We start from the raw sequence: 15,620 nt of genomic DNA, 5'->3' as shown, positions 1-15,620 counted from the left end.
ATTCTTTATTAAGACTTGTAGCATTTTAGCCACTGTTTATATAAAGAAAAAATCTACTGTTCTAATCCCAGATTAAACATAGTATATGAGGAGGAAGAAAATGAAAAAGATAATAGGATTTCTAGTAGTAACAGCAATTTTTATAGGTATAGGGTTTGCTGTAAATCGGTATATAAATGGTCCCTCACAACCAGTAAACGGTATCATGGTATCTGGAACGAAAGAAAATATATCAGCTGTCAAAAATCTGTATAAAGATCAAAACGTACGAACAACAGATTATAGTTATAAATTGGTCACAGAAATAATAAAACAAGAATTTACTACCGAACAGAAAGAAGAAATTAAGAAAGAATGGAAAGAAAAAGGAGGAAATATGACTGAAGAAGAGATAGACAAGGAACTTAATAAACCATCTGTTACAAAGAAACAATATGCGGTTATTACAAAATCTACAGCTGAAAAATTCTTAAAAAAAGGAATTATAAGAACACCCTTATCTAAAGAAGATAGTTCAATGACTTCAGCCTCGGTAAAAGAAATAAAAGAATTAGCGAGGGAAAAAAACATCTTTTATAGAAAAAATGCGGAAGATGGGGAAGTTAAGGATGGAAATTTAAATTTAAATGGACAAATGATACCTGTTCAACATATTGAACAAAATAATTGGATTGGCTATTTTTCATCACCGATAGTAATTGTTAATGAGGAAGCATATAAACAATTAAAAGAAAAAGAAGTAAGCCTTTCGTTAATTCAGTTTGCAAAAGAAAATTTTGATTATAAAAATAAAAACAAGGTAAAAAAGGTGGTCGAATACGTTTCGAAAGTGTATGCAGTGAAAGACGAGAATGGTGAGTACGATAAGGATAAAATCTATTTTGTAGAGATTCAAAATTAATCTGTGAAAAGGATGAGTTGTATGGAGGTTGTTAGATTAGAAAATGTAGTAAAAACATATGGAGAGGGAGAAACACAAGTACAGGCGTTAAAAGGAATTAATCTTTCCATTCATAGAGGAGAATTCGTAACCATAGTTGGAGCATCAGGTTCTGGTAAAAGTACCTTATTGCATATTTTAGGAGGGCTGGATCGTCCGAGTTCGGGAAATGTGTTTATAGGTGATGAAAATATCTACAATTATAAAGATAATGAACTCTCTATTTTTCGCCGAAGAAAAGTTGGCTTTATATTTCAGTTTTTTAATTTAATTCCTGTCTTGAATGTACAAGAAAATATTGCTTTGCCAGCTCTATTGGATGAAGAACAGGTAGATGATCATTACCTGGATGAAATTATAAGAACTCTAGGGTTAAATGAAAGACGAGATCATTTGCCTTCTGAATTATCGGGTGGTCAACAACAAAGGGTATCTATTGGTAGATCTCTTATAAATAAACCCGATATTATCTTAGCGGATGAACCAACCGGAAATCTAGATACAAAAAATACAAAAGAAGTTCTGAATTTATTAAAAGTAACGGCTAAAAAATATAATCAGACGGTGATTTTAATTACTCATGATCCTGCTATCGCATCAAACTCTGATCGAATTATAACCATTACAGATGGCATGATTATTTCAGATAAACAATTAGTGCAAAATCAAGAAAAATGTGGAGGGGAGGAGTATTGATTCATAGTTACAAACAGTTAAGTCAAAAATATCTCAGAAGTAATATAAAACGTACTTTGCTAACATTAACAGGTATTATTCTAGCGTTGGCGCTAATAACAACGATTGGACTTTTTTTAAATAGTGGATACACTTCGGGAATTGAAAATGCTAAAAAAGGTTCTATGGGTTCTGCAAATATTTCAGTTGAAAATTATAATCAAAAGCTTTTCAATATGATAAAAAGTAATCCGAATATATCTTCTTATGGCATCATAACTCCAGGAGAGGTGATCCAATTTGATGAGATAGCTGTCTCTTATATGTATGCAGATCATCAAGCATTGAAGCTGTTAAAGTCTAGTATTCCTGTAGAAGGTAAGCTACCTTCAAATGAAAACGAGGCTGTTTTAGAAAAATGGATGCTGCCTTACTTCGGGCCTAATCTTAAATTAGGCGGTATGTTTACTATTCATGAAAAAAAATATAAACTTGTTGGTTTGTTAAATAAGTCTAGTAGTAATCAGGAAAATAAACCCGGTCAATTATTGACATATAAAAATAAGTTTAAAGTTGGAGAAGGTAGCGTATTGATTGAATTACATAAGTACGCAAACTTTGATGAAGTTGAAAATCAATTTAAATTATTGACGAATAAAGAAAATATAAGAGTGAATGACCAATTAAAGAAAGCCTTAAAGCCTAGTGTGGAGATAATGGCGGCAGCCGCTATTAGTATTGGGATTGTTGTGATTTCTACAATTGTTATTATTTATAATGCATTTCAAATTAGTATAGTAGAGCGAATGAAACAGTTTGGCCTATTGAGGAGTATAGGAGCTACAAAAAAACAAATCAGGAAAATTGTGATAAGAGAAGCAACATTTCTTTCTATTATTGCTATCTTTTTTGGGATTTTGTGCAGCATATTAGTAGTCTTTTTACTTAATCAAGTACTGATAAACATACTTAAAAACTCTATGGGATATACAATTAAATTAGATTGGTTAATTATATGTGTATGTTCTTTAATTACATTGATAACTGTTTATATTTCAAGCTATTTTCCTGCTTTTTTTGCAGGTAGAATTTCACCGTTATTGGCCGTAAGTAGCCGATTAGCTATAAAAAAAGAAAAAATAAAGAAAAAAAAGAGAACAAAATTAAAGAAACCACTATCTTTTCCGTTAAGTATGGCATTAAAAAATATCAAAAGGAATCCGAATAGATATACAGTTACAATCTTGTCTATTATTATAAGTAGTGTACTGTATATCACGTTTACGTTTCTCATAGATACTGTCATTCAGCGTAAACAACCGGAAATTCAAGCTCTAAAATCGGACATATCAGTTAGGGTTAATTCAAATTTAGACAAGCCTAGCATAGATCATATGAGTCGAAATATTTATAAAGTTAATAACGTAGAGAAGCTGTACAAGCAATATCAGGCAAATGATTTTTATACGAAAATACCAAAAAATAAACAAATTAAAGAATTACAAGGAAATGAATCGCTGTATCAAAAAGTAAAATATAATGATCAAACTGTAGAAATTATGAAAACACAAATAAAAGCATACGATGAGAATAGTTTAAAGAAACTAGCTGAAAATGTAACTAGTGGAAGAATTGATATTTCAAAATTAAATCGTGAAAAAGAGGTTATTTTAGTAAAACAAGCTGTATCAAATGATATGAATACAAGTAAAAAATATATAGGTTCTCTAAGTACTTTTCAGGTAGGGGATGAAATCCAAATAACAAGTCAGCAGGAAAGAAAATCTACAGAGGAAATCTCCTACAATGAAGAAAAACTAGAAACTTTAAAAATAGCTGCTATTGTAGAATTGGACATTTTTAATATGAGCAGAGTGATGGATACCATAACTTTTATTACTAGTGAACAAATAGCCGAATATATTACACCATCTCCACAAAAATTAAAAGGCTTTGAAATTGATTTAGAGAATCAATCTCGGGCTGATGCTACAATTTTAGATATACAAAAGAAACTGGGTGGAGATGCATCTATAGATGTACAAAATAATATTGTTCAAAGTAATTTCCATACAGACAATATACTTTATATAAAAATATTAGGGTACGGATTTATAGCTGTTATTACACTAATTGGTTGTGTAAATATTTTAAATACCATTACAGTCAGCATCATTATGAGAAGAAAAGAATTGGCTGCTTTAAAATCGATTGGTATGTCGCAGAAGGATTTGAAAAAGATGGTTATATATGAAGGACTTCTGTACGGTTTCTTTGGAAGCATACAAGGGATCTTTTTCGGCTGTATGCTGTCGTATATTCTTTATGTAGCACTGTCAAATACGGTGTCGTTTGAATGGATTATACCTTATCAATCTAGCTTTATCACATTTATAACTGCACTTTTGATTAGTTATGTATCGGTACTAATTCCGCTTCGGAAAATTAAAAAGGATAACGTTATAGATGTAATTAGAGAAGAATAGCAGTAGTTAAAACAATATGTGATTCTGAAGTTTAACTGAGATACGTATAAAACGGTTCGTAATCTGTATTATATTTCAACTTTACAGTTCAAATCGAGGAATTCTAAAACATAAAATACAAAAGTACCTTATATTATATAAGGTACTTTTGTATTTTTTAAAATGACATAAGATACGTTTACTTGAGTTTTTTAGGTAGTTAGGGTTTGATATACTAACTTAAAATAAAAAAGTTGAGTAGTTCATTTTCAGTATACATCAATATATCTGAATTAAAAATGCAATTTTGCATCGAAATATCTGCAGTACCAATTCCATAATAGTCTCAAGTCTATTACAGTGGGAGCATTGTTGTTACTAGTTGGTGGAGTCATTTTCTTAAAACATAAAAATACATAAAAAGAGAAGTAAGGACGAGTTACGTAAAGTTGTATATGATTACACGCAGTGAGAAACAAGAATTAGAAATGTGTATGATGTATTGATGGCTACATGTTATGGGGGGAGGATACTTGTTATTGGAAAAAGTATTTAGTGAAAACATAAATTGAAGTGTTTGTATAAAAAACCTCCCAAAGGAGGCTTTTTATGAAGATAAACGTTTTGAAGCAGTCATCTTTTTAACTTTCATAATAATTTCACGTTCTAACATTTCATTTTTCTTACCAATTCGGCTTCCAATAAAGAAAACATCGATTAAAGCCCAGAAACCAAGCCCTCCAAGAGTCAGTGTCATGGCAATTGCCATACCAAAGTCACGTGCGTAGTAGCGGTGACCACCAAGTCCGCCTAGAAAAAACCAAATTAGGTAAGCAAGTCCTTTTGATTTTTTCTTTTTCTCAAACTCTGAAGTAACAAGAACCATTTGATCCGTTGTTAAGTCCTTTTTCAATAGTAGGTTATCCATTAAAATTCTCCCTTTAAATGTAAGATATAATTATTCCGAATATAAATATATCACAATATTAACTTTAATGTAATAACCCAGAAAAATATTATTGGTAATTCAAAAATTAATGATTAAATACAATTTAAAGAATATGGTCAATCATTTGTGTGAAATAGCTTGTGTATACCATTTGGGATACTATAATTAATTTCCAATTTCATTTCAAGAACAACGGAAACAAAAGAGAAATCGAAACGAAATCATGAAAGAAACTATATTAAAAGCACTACGATTTAAAAATAGAAAAGGCCTCATCAAATAAAGATGACATTGGTGGATCAGTTTCAAGTTGTATAAAATTTAAAGCGCATTTGTAGAATCATGGAGAAATAAGAGATTGTTTGTTCGGTTCGCATAGCGAATCTGTTATTTAATTAAAACAAGAGATTAAGAAATATATAACATACATAATTATTATAGATGTCAATGGAATTATTGTTGATGCCAATTTAAATAAAAATGTAAGAGAATAAAAAAATCGTCAGTTGCTTTTTAAAAGCGCTGACGATTTTTTGTATAGTCTCATAGCTAGACTTAATTATTAAAAGTTAAATAAATTTCTATATAGTTTAAATTTAAAGAAATTAAATAGGAATTTTGGGCTATATTTGTTTTAAAGGGATTGAGGTGGATCTAATTTCATTGAATCTATCATAACTTTAATATTTTTCGAATTGCCTTTAACAGATAGTTTCACTTTTTCAATTTCCAATGTTATTGAAAATCTAACTAAGGATAAAGTTATGGAACGCATCAATAAACGGATTATTAAGGATGGAAAATAACGGATAAATAGCAGAGAGATGAATATGAACGGAAGAAAATCTTGTGGCTCACAAAGAATTTAAGAGCTAGAGATATAAATAACAGTACAGATAAGGTTGAAGAAATCTACAAAAGGCTTTATCAATTCTAGCTAAATGATAAAAGCCCTGCAGGGGATGCAGGGCAAGACTAAGGGTATTGAAGAATTGTCGATTCTAAAAGTAAAGGACTTCTTGGAATGTTTTAAGTTTAACACGTAATATATTGAAACGTTATATAAAGATGTTACAGAAATATGAATATAAAAAAACTCTCATAAATATTATGAAAAAGTTGAGAATCTATAGAAGCTATAAGGGATTATATTTGCAATGGTGTCTTTATAGAGTTAATAGGACAGGCTTTTGTTTGTCTTAGTATTCGGGAATCTAGTAGAATTCCCGAATACTAAGACAGGTTCCTGGGTATTACGAAGCATGAAAGCATCAAAAAAGCCCGTACAGAAGCACAGGCCGGTTGATACACATATCGGTAACTAAATATTAACAGAAATAGTTAGTAAGTACTATTGAAAAAATAAAAAACTACTTTCCTCCTAAGACGGTTTGAAGAAAACACATATAATAAAGCACTTATATTATACCAAATGTTTTCTCCTAATTAATATATAGTATATATTAATCATCCAGCAGAGGTGCTTTTTACTTCTTTTATAGAATTTACACATTAAACATATATGTATACGCATTGCATTGTTACTACACGCTCAGGAATAGTAATAAAAAGATGATACCAATAAAACTGTATAAAAACAAAAAGAATCCTAATAGGGGTAATTCTTTATGAAAGTTGAGCATGACAAACCTCCTTGGATATATAGAATATTTTAATATATTGTTGGTCTATTTAAAAAGAAAAACATAACTTAGTACATTGGATTAGAGGATATCTATATGAATAGGTAGAATCTAATTATCTGGTTCACATTTTAAACCAAGGGGTACAAATTCGATGCGACGTGAAAAGGATTTGTTGAAACAATGGAAGGCGGATTTGCAAGCTATCCAAGAAGAGAAAAGGCTGAAGAAGAAGTCTAAGAAAAAGAATAAGAAATATAGCATTCCTGGTAATACAGCTGACTTCATGAATGGAAAGAATACTTTTCGTAAAGAGAATGGGGTATGGAAGCAAAGAAATAAATAATGTGAGGATAAATGATTTTGATTAAATGTATAGGAATTATAGTAGGCGCTGCCTTGATTTTGGCGACGTCTTATTTGTTGTTAAGGAAAGATAACAAAACAAATAAATACAAGGTAAAAGGATATTAACGAAAAAGCCAAATTAGTAGGAAGTAAATTTAAAAAGTCCTGTCTTTTGACAGGACTTTCAAAAAGGGAACAACAGTTAACAATTGAAGGTACCTTTATATTACCATTACTGGTAATATAATTCCATGTGTTATGTGTTGAGAAATAATCTTCTATAAGATGAAAAAAAGTAACCAATGAAGTTAAGTAACGAATTGATGTAAAAATGACATTTGGACCTGTAAGTAATGGATATGAAACATATAGTTATAGTCAAGAAAATGAACAGTTCATAAGCTAGAAATTTTAGCTTGCATATAGTATATGTTGTAAAGAAAGGGTGGGGATGAAGCATGGAACGACCGAACTGGGGCATCGGGGGATAGTATTCGTGGGCTGTACGTTTCTTGGCGCGGGAGTGGGATCTATGTTTGGGGGCGCCAAAACTGGGTGGATGATTGGGATGGGCGCTGGGTTTCTTGGTATGGCTTTGACGAGATGGATTGGGAAATAATATAACAGGTTCACTTTCTTCGATAAATAAAGCGATAGGCACATAAGAATGTACTTACATAGGATTTCAAAAAGAGACACCAAAGGGCGTCTCTGCATACTTACATTTCCACTTTAATTATTACAATACCCTTTTAACATACCTTTAGAAAAACGATTTGGATATAAAGCAATAAGCATCCCGTAGGGGCTTCCTTTCCAATAGCGTTGTAAGGGTGTCCGTAATTTTTGTTTTATGAGCCATCGTTGATTAAATACGTTTAATAGCTGTTTTTCATCCAGTTTTTCTTTCTCTTCAATGGTCCATCTTAATGCTTCTAGTGCTTTACATTTGGACCAAAAGCCAACTGGTGTAACTTTAAATTCCCATTCTTTAAAGCGACCTGGATATAAGTCGTTTATCATTTTAAATGGACTATTTCCCCACATTAATTGACATGGAGACGCTAATCTGTGAGTCTTTAGCCACTTTATACTGTAAACATCCAGTATTTGTTCGGGCGTTAATTTTTCTTTTTCTTCAATGGTCCATTTCAATGCTTCTAATGCTTTTTCTTTTGTCCAGAAGTTATTGGGCGTCATGAGAAATTCCCATTCTTTAAAACGACTAGGGTACAAATCGTTAATCATTGCAAACGGACTACTATTCCAGTATATAGCCAGAGGGGCACTAAGTTTGTTTTTCTCCAACCATTTTTTGCCGTATACGCGTAAGAGCTTTTCGTTCGATAAACCTTTTTTTTCTTCAATCATCCATCTCAAAATCGTTAATGCCTTTTCTTTCGTCCAAAAATTTAAAGGAGTCATACCAAACTCCCATTCTTTAAACTCACTTGGGTATAAATCATTTATTGCTTTAAAAGGGCTATTTTCGTATCTATGTTTGAGTAATCCTCGTAATTTATACTTTACAAGTAATTGAGTGTTCCATTTTTTTCTGATGTCTTCCTTATCCCATTTTAAGATACTGTGTAATAAATATGTGATTACTCTGCGGGCGAGTTTATTATCCAAATCTTCTTTCCAAGTATTTGGAGGGAATCGTTTCCTTTTGCCATCCAATATTTCTTGATAAATTTCTTCTATCGTAACTGCTTTTATTGCCAACATATAAATCCTCCTATATTTGTATTTATATTTGTACAATATCACTATCAGAATTATTATATATATATTATATAATTTACATAAAATTATCATCGAAAACAACACATAAATTAGTTTTTTCTTAAAAATCTAATTATTACACAAATAAAAATTTATTTAAATTTTCTATCTTTTGGTATATACTTAACAATGAATTATTATATTTGTATATTAGGAGTGTATTTGTATGGAGAAGCTTAACAAAAGCGATATCATTCGCACCGTTCCACAAAATGGTTTCTTTGGACATCCAAAAGGGCTATTTACCCTATTCTTTACAGAATTTTGGGAGCGATTTTCTTACTATGGAATGAGAGCAATATTACTTTACTATATGTACTATTCCATTTCTAAAGGTGGCTTAGGGATGGATCACGCCACAGCTGCATCTATTATGGCTATCTATGGTTCGTTAGTTTACATGTCTGGCATTATTGGTGGGTGGATTGCTGACCGCCTATTAGGTTCAAGTAGAACAATATTTTGGGGTGGCGTTTTAATAATGATTGGTCATCTCATCTTAGCTCTACCAGGAACGGTTAGTACATTATTTATCTCAATGGTATTTTTAGTACTTGGAACAGGGTTATTAAAACCGAATGTATCTAGTATTGTTGGTGATTTATATAGTGAAACAGATACTCGTCGTGATTCAGGTTTCAGTATTTTCTATATGGGTATTAATTTAGGAGCACTATTATCTCCGTTTGTGATTGGAACACTCGGTCAAAAGTATAACTTCCACTTAGGTTTTGGTGTGGCAGCAATTGGTATGCTATTTGGATTAATTATGTATGTCCTTACGAAAAAGAAAAATCTAGGATTAGCAGGAACGCAAGTACCAAATCCTTTAACAGACAAGGAAAGAAAAAAGGTCCTTATACAGTTTAGCATTGGTATTATCGCAATTGCACTAGTTTGTGTGTTAACAATTCCAACAGGTATTTTAACGATTGATCGATTTACTTTACTTGTAAGTATCTTAGGTATTCTAATTCCAACAGGCTACTTTGTCTTTATGTACCGTAGTCCAAAGACGACAAAAGTTGAAAAATCTCGCTTAATTGCTTACATACCACTATTTATCGCTGCTACAATGTTCTGGGCGATTCAAGAGCAGGGAGCCATCATCTTAGCTAGTTATGCTGATCAACGTACGCAGTTAAACTTTGCAGGATTGGAGGTTCAATCTTCATGGTTCCAATCATTAAACCCTATTTATATTGTTTTACTAGCACCAGTATTTGCTTGGCTTTGGATAAAGCTGAATTCACGCCAACCAAGTACAGCAAATAAATTTGCTATCGGTTTATTATTTGCTGGTTTATCATTCTTAGTGATGATTATTCCTGCATATATCCATGGTACCGAATCCCTTGTTAGCCCAATTTGGTTAGTCATTAGTTTCCTTCTAGTCGTAATCGGGGAACTTTGTTTATCACCTGTAGGTTTATCTATTACTACAAAACTAGCTCCAGCAGCGTTCTCTGCTCAAACAATGAGTCTATGGTTTTTAACGAGTGCATCTGCACAAGCTATCAATGCGCAGCTTGTGCGATTATATAATCCTGAAACAGAGATTATTTATTTCGGTGTAATTGGCGGAGTATCCATTGTTTTAAGTGTTATTTTATATTTCATGGCTCCAAAGATTCAGGTACTTATGAAAGGGATTAAATAATAGAACTGTGCCAAAAACTTGTTACCATGCAGGTTTTTGTGCACAGTTTTTTTAGTGCTTTATCGTATGTAAAACTAGCTCCTTTTAAACGAAGAACAACAAAGGCAAATTGATCAGAAGTAAGGCATTTATCGATATGGATGATTAGGAGAAAGCATTTACGGTAACCCCAAGTCGAGAATATTCCGATGCTAATATAGTTTATACAACTAACCCTATTTAATAGGTTAGTTTTGAAAGATGGAACTCCCGCATTCGAAAATGATGTACATAAGTTTTCCGAATGGGCAGCTTATTTTTTGTTTTGGGGTTACTTCAATATCTAAGCTAAATGCCTATGGAGCAAAACTAAAAAAAGACGCCAAATGGCGCCCCCAACTTGGGTTAATGAGGTTTTAGTTTTCCAATCTAAAGAAATATCGTATCAGCTCACAAAGAGAGTATATCATAACATCCAAGAGAAATAATATGCATTCTTACATATCGAAATAAATTTTGTATTCTTGCACTGACGGACCAGGAATAGCAAGATATGAAGCAAATAAGCGCTGTAAAAATATCAATTCATAGAAGCGATTAATTTCTGATATGACATGTTTTAATATCACAAAAGCCATCACGAAATGATGATTGCATGATGGCTTTTGTTGTTTTCTTATTTCTTTGTCTCATTGACCCATGTAACGATGTTCTGGATGACATACGCAGGAACATTGGAAGGGACTTCGTATTCATTAGGGTGACTGAATTCCCCGTCGCCCTCCGTGAAGATGTGATTCAATTTCGGATATTCTTTGAACTGAACATTACTGCGGCTTGAAAGCCCTTCTTGCCACCTCGTAAAATCGTCTTTTACAGTTACTTGATAATCACGTGCGCCTTGCAGAATCAGTAATGGCTCTTTTCGTGATTTCACTTCCTCAACTGGACGCCAACGAGTCACATCATACATGAAATGTGGAGAAGGATAATTATAGCCAGCTGGTGGGTGATTTGGATCAAAAGTAGGATCCTTAATATAAGCGAATTGTTTTTTTAGTTCATCAATAAAATCCTTAGGTGCCCCGAGGTACTGATACTGATCAAGGAGCATGTCAGTAAAAGGACGTGCAGGAGGTGCCATTAAAATACTTCCTCTTACAAGTGATGAAGGTGCTTTGCTTAGTATGCGCGGCATGGTGCCTGCTCCTTGGCTATGTCCGAGAATGAAAATGTTATCTGGATCAATGCCTTCCTGCTGCGCTGCTGATTTTGCTGCATATATGGCATCATCTGTAGTATCGCGGTCTAATGTAGCAGGTTCTGCACTCATTTTAAAACCGTGTTCTAAGGAACGTTTCTCGTAACGTAGCACTGCGATACCTCTTGATGAAAGACCAGCTGCAAGGTCTCTAAAGATTTTAGCTCCCATAAATGTACTGTCACGATCTTGTGGACCAGAACCGTGAACAAGAACCACAACAGGTACTTTTTCGCCAGGTTTATGTTTTGGAACCGTTAATGTGGCTGGTAACGGGTATGTAGTATTTCCAATTACGATTTCACGTTCTTGGTAGGAATCAGGTTGGTCATAACTAGGATGCGGGATGGTATAAGATTTCTGTGGCATCGTCCTTACGCCAACTTCATCAACTTTGCCGCCAGGCGTGAATTTAAGGAGTAGTGGAATAGTAGTTCCTTCGATAGCTCCTGGAATTTCAACCGTTTGATGGACTAAGTTTCGTTCTTTAATAACAGGTGTTCCCATGCTTGTAATCCTGCTCCCGCCACTTTGTGTCCACCAGTTTTGTAATATGTTTGCCGTAAACTTGGATTGAAAAGCAGCAGACGTTAACTGAAGTGCTTCTGCATATTTATCTTGCTGGAGATAGTCAAAAAATAATGACGTACGCTCCGTTAAAGAGACTTGTTTCTTTTCTGCAGTTTGTGCCCCTTGTGTATCCGCATGAATGGTTGTTGTAAGCGGAAAAGAAGAAATACATAAAGAAAAGAGTAGGGTAAAAGAAAGTGCTGATTTTTGTAACTTCTTTTTTTTCATCCTGTTTAACCTCCAAATGTAATGGTATGAAATGGGTATGGTGATTAATGGAATGATTCCCTATTGGGGTTTCGGTATATGTATGGGTGAATCCTTCATACATATCATAAAAAGTCCGTATGAAAGAGTAGAATAGTTCAGCAATGGATGTATACATAAACCTTTGCTACATCATAGAAATCCATCGTTTTTCCAACAATGATTCCAATCTCGTTATGATGTCAGGGAAGAAAACAAGAAGAGAAGGAGGCATACGATGAAGAGATTTTTATGGTTCATTTCTACATTGTGCATGATTTTAGGATTGGTAACAGGGTGTAGTAGAAAGATGACACTGAAATTCCCGTTACAAGAAATGTAGCGGAGAAGGACCAGCAGAAAGGAAGCGAAACAAAGAGAAACAAAGCAAAATTAGAAAGAAGAGAATAGTTATGAGGCAGCAGCGTCCGTACCTGTAAAAAAAGAAGAGTTTACGGGTAAACTGCAGTATCCAGAATTGGTCGAGCAAGCAATAAACCCAGTACCTGGGGAGAGTAAGAAACAAAATGCTAATAGAATCATCAAAGCTACGATACTGGATCATATCGATGGTGATACGTTTCGAGTGAAGTTAGCAAACGGTAAGGTAGAGGATGTGAGATTTCTATGTATTAAGATACGACTGAAGTACATCATCCAAGACTAGGGCTCCAACCATTCGGATTAGAAGGAGCGGCATTTACCGCAAAGTATGCGCCAGTGGGAAAAGAAGTAGAGTTAGAAATGAATGTAGGGGAACGTGATAAGTTTAAAAGATTAGTAGCCTACGTGTGGGTCGATGGACAACTCTTAAATCAAATGCTGTGGAAAGGGAATTAGCGCGTGTTGCTTATATTTATCAGCCCAATACGAAGTATGTAGATTATTTGGAGAAGACGCAAAATTAAACACAAAAAGAAAAACGTGGCATATGGAGTGTGGAGGATTATGCTACATCAAAAGGGTAACAACTGAAAAAGTAACGTTTCCTATTAAAAATAGGAAGCGTTTTTTATATTGTGGTGTACTCGAACAGGCTAGAGCGACTATAGTGATGTAATTATGTTTTCTGTGTAATACTATGATATCATGCTTTTACAGATACAAAAAAAGGAGCTGTTAGTAAAGCTAACTGCTCCAGATCAAGGAATCTCCAAGGGGAAAGGAGAAAGACTAAGGACTTTAAATGAGTTTTTGCTAATGCCTATCCCTATTATTGACGGAATAATAAGTTTTATTCAATCGTAATGAAAGTAATGTGTAAGTATGTTACAAGAATAGTCCAATACCTATCCATGCAACTCCTAATATAGACAATGATTCGATAATAATTAAACGTTTAGCCTCATCTTGTTTTGGCGTAGTTAGCTTCCTAATTAGGGAGAATAGTCCACTTATTCCACACACAGTAAGAGCTAATAGTAGTAAAGTACTTGTCATCCTGATCACTCCTAGTATTTGGATATTCTTATTGTATACCAAGCTACAGACTGAAAAATAGTAATGTTATTGTATCTTTTCTATGAAGTATGTAAAGTGTGACGTGAATCTTCAATGGATAGAGGTCGTGTAAGGTAACTTTCAGTATTAGAAGTATGAATATTGCGTGAAAGGAATGCAGACTGTTGAAAATATAAAAAACGTATAGTACAATAAGGGTGTAAGCTAGATTATAACGAACAAGAAGTCGGGTGGTTCTGATTCTCGTTCTATTGATAGGTCGTAAGCTTCTTGAAAAGTCTTGGTTTGGTCACCAAGGCTTTTTTCGTACGCAGACAGGAATAAAAGCACTGCATGTCGCAATACTATGTAGAGTAGTAATCTGGGTTTCAACGTCTTTGCACTTCAAAATGATACTGCATTGGTCGTGTGCAATGAAAGTATGGTCAGTACTTCACCTTGGAACCCAATCATAACTACAAACTGGTCTTAGTGTCGCTACTTATAGCGGCACTTTTTTATTTAAGAAGATGTCTTACATATTCAGTTATACCCTTACCTATTTCACTTTTGGTGAAAAAGTAATGTATATTTCTAAGGAAACTGAATGCTGTAACGATTGTGCCAAAAGAAAAAAGACGCTTACGTTTCTTTTCTCTCTCTGAACGTTTACGGGTGGTTCTAGTATTCTCCACGTTCTATTGTCACCTCCTCTAAAAAGAGAAGGGCAAAGACGGCACATATTCAGTGTACAGTGTTTGACAAATCTCTACAAGAACTTATTTTCTGGTATGGAACATTCGAATATGTAGGATCAATTTCGAGTAAGATGTTTGAAGAAAAGTACAAAGGTTATATGTACTGATTCTCTTTTACTAGATAAATAGTATCAGTGGATTTAAGATTTTTTCATGTTGTAATTAAGCTAAGTTAATGGAATACTATGATGAAATTTAGTGTGATAAAGGGCATAAGTGAATGGAGGGAATTGGATGGTTCATAACATAATACATAATAGATTCAAACTACGAGAAATCGAAGAAAATGATTGGAAGGATATACATATATATACATCACAGTCCATTGTGTACCGATACCAAGCATGGGGCCATAATTCGGAAACGGAAACAAAAGAATTTGTAAACCAAGTTCTTCAAGATGCAAGTAAGGTCCTGAGAAGTCGATTTTCTTTTGCATTGGTTGAATTGGAGTACGAAAGAGTGGTAGGGGGCAGGTGCGATTATGATTCGAGATTTTACTAATAGGGAGGGAGAAATAGGGTATAACATAAATCCAGATTATTGGGGAAAGGGAGTTGCAAGATTGCTGATTACATTTGGATTTGAGGAATTAAATCTTCATCGTATTATCATGATGAGTGCGAATGCTGATGTACGGGTTTGCACTTACATGAAGCAGAAAGTACACAGAATGTGGTTACACCGATTGGTAAAGTAGGGGGGGAATGTGACTTGAAAAACAGCTATATAAAGGGATTTACAATAAATCACTTTATATAGCTGTTTACATAACTGTTTACATAACATATCTAATAGGGATTTATAAAAAACAAGTGAATAAATCTCAAAACGAAAAAAATACTTATGTCATTGAGACGGAAAGAGAAATTTAGTAGTTACATTTTGAAATTTGCATTTA

General features: G+C 33.6%; 11 protein-coding genes and 2 pseudogenes. 9 read left to right on the top strand and 4 right to left on the bottom strand.

Annotation, left to right across the window (positions count from 1 at the left end):
• The first annotated feature begins 100 nt into the window (after nt 1–100).
• The 3 genes from NST27_RS27225 to NST27_RS27215 are packed head-to-tail and all read left to right on the top strand — an operon-like array spanning nt 101 to nt 4,101.
• Nucleotides 101–901 carry a lipoprotein BA_5634 family protein gene (locus NST27_RS27225; RefSeq protein ID WP_000720127.1) on the top strand — a complete coding sequence of 267 codons (801 nt, stop codon included), beginning with the start codon at nt 101–103 and terminating at the stop codon, nt 899–901.
• A 21-nt stretch (nt 902–922) separates the two neighbouring features.
• Complete coding sequence (locus tag NST27_RS27220) at nt 923–1,636, top strand: ABC transporter ATP-binding protein (RefSeq protein ID WP_000454407.1); 714 nt, start codon at nt 923–925, stop codon at nt 1,634–1,636.
• Nucleotides 1,633–4,101 carry an ABC transporter permease gene (locus NST27_RS27215; RefSeq protein WP_000581948.1) on the top strand — a complete coding sequence of 823 codons (2,469 nt, stop codon included), beginning with the start codon at nt 1,633–1,635 and terminating at the stop codon, nt 4,099–4,101. The genes NST27_RS27220 and NST27_RS27215 overlap by 4 nt, the downstream gene beginning before the upstream one ends.
• 586 nt (nt 4,102–4,687) lie before the next feature.
• Here the strand turns inward: NST27_RS27215 and NST27_RS27210 are convergent.
• Nucleotides 4,688–5,008: a TM2 domain-containing protein gene (locus NST27_RS27210; protein WP_000369371.1), complete on the bottom strand. Its 321-nt coding sequence runs from the start codon at nt 5,006–5,008 to the stop codon at nt 4,688–4,690.
• 112 nt (nt 5,009–5,120) lie between these two features.
• Here NST27_RS27210 and NST27_RS27205 point away from each other — a divergent pair.
• The 3 genes and pseudogenes from NST27_RS27205 to NST27_RS27195 all read left to right on the top strand — a co-directional run.
• Nucleotides 5,121–5,380, top strand: a pseudogene (locus NST27_RS27205) (IS3 family transposase); the annotation flags it as partial.
• Nucleotides 5,381–6,826: 1,446 nt separating this feature from the next.
• Nucleotides 6,827–7,018 carry a hypothetical protein gene (locus NST27_RS27200; protein ID WP_001250597.1) on the top strand — a complete coding sequence of 64 codons (192 nt, stop codon included), beginning with the start codon at nt 6,827–6,829 and terminating at the stop codon, nt 7,016–7,018.
• Between the two features lie 498 nt (nt 7,019–7,516).
• Nucleotides 7,517–7,639, top strand: coding sequence for a hypothetical protein (locus tag NST27_RS27195; RefSeq protein WP_002063117.1), 123 nt, complete (start codon nt 7,517–7,519; stop codon nt 7,637–7,639).
• 113 nt (nt 7,640–7,752) lie between these two features.
• Here NST27_RS27195 and NST27_RS27190 read toward each other — a convergent pair whose 3' ends face one another.
• Nucleotides 7,753–8,748 carry a DUF4046 domain-containing protein gene (locus NST27_RS27190; protein ID WP_423739654.1) on the bottom strand — a complete coding sequence of 332 codons (996 nt, stop codon included), beginning with the start codon at nt 8,746–8,748 and terminating at the stop codon, nt 7,753–7,755.
• A gap of 223 nt (nt 8,749–8,971) precedes the next feature.
• Here NST27_RS27190 and NST27_RS27185 point away from each other — a divergent pair, with 223 nt between their 5' ends.
• The gene (locus NST27_RS27185; RefSeq protein WP_000413417.1) at nt 8,972–10,465 is read left to right on the top strand and encodes a peptide MFS transporter; all 1,494 of its coding nucleotides are present in this window, start codon (nt 8,972–8,974) and stop codon (nt 10,463–10,465) included.
• Nucleotides 10,466–11,120: 655 nt separating this feature from the next.
• On the opposite strand, the gene NST27_RS27180 is transcribed toward NST27_RS27185, so the two are convergent.
• Nucleotides 11,121–12,503 carry an alpha/beta hydrolase family protein gene (locus tag NST27_RS27180; protein ID WP_000727498.1) on the bottom strand — a complete coding sequence of 461 codons (1,383 nt, stop codon included), beginning with the start codon at nt 12,501–12,503 and terminating at the stop codon, nt 11,121–11,123.
• A gap of 714 nt (nt 12,504–13,217) precedes the next feature.
• Between NST27_RS27180 and NST27_RS27175 the strand changes: the two are divergent.
• Nucleotides 13,218–13,361, top strand: a pseudogene (locus NST27_RS27175) (thermonuclease family protein); the annotation flags it as partial.
• Nucleotides 13,362–13,790: 429 nt separating this feature from the next.
• On the opposite strand, the gene NST27_RS27170 reads toward NST27_RS27175, so the two are convergent.
• Nucleotides 13,791–13,961 carry a hypothetical protein gene (locus NST27_RS27170; RefSeq protein WP_172793814.1) on the bottom strand — a complete coding sequence of 57 codons (171 nt, stop codon included), beginning with the start codon at nt 13,959–13,961 and terminating at the stop codon, nt 13,791–13,793.
• 1,242 nt (nt 13,962–15,203) lie between these two features.
• Here NST27_RS27170 and NST27_RS27165 point away from each other — a divergent pair.
• On the top strand, nt 15,204–15,419 hold the full coding sequence (locus NST27_RS27165) for a GNAT family N-acetyltransferase (protein ID WP_241770818.1): 216 nt from the start codon (nt 15,204–15,206) through the stop codon (nt 15,417–15,419).
• The last annotated feature ends 201 nt before the right edge of the window (nt 15,420–15,620 follow it).

This window comes from Bacillus sp. FSL W8-0770 (genome assembly GCF_038008705.1).
Lineage (GTDB): Bacteria > Bacillota > Bacilli > Bacillales > Bacillaceae_G > Bacillus_A > Bacillus_A cereus.
This window is presented reverse-complemented; position numbering and strand designations above follow the sequence as displayed.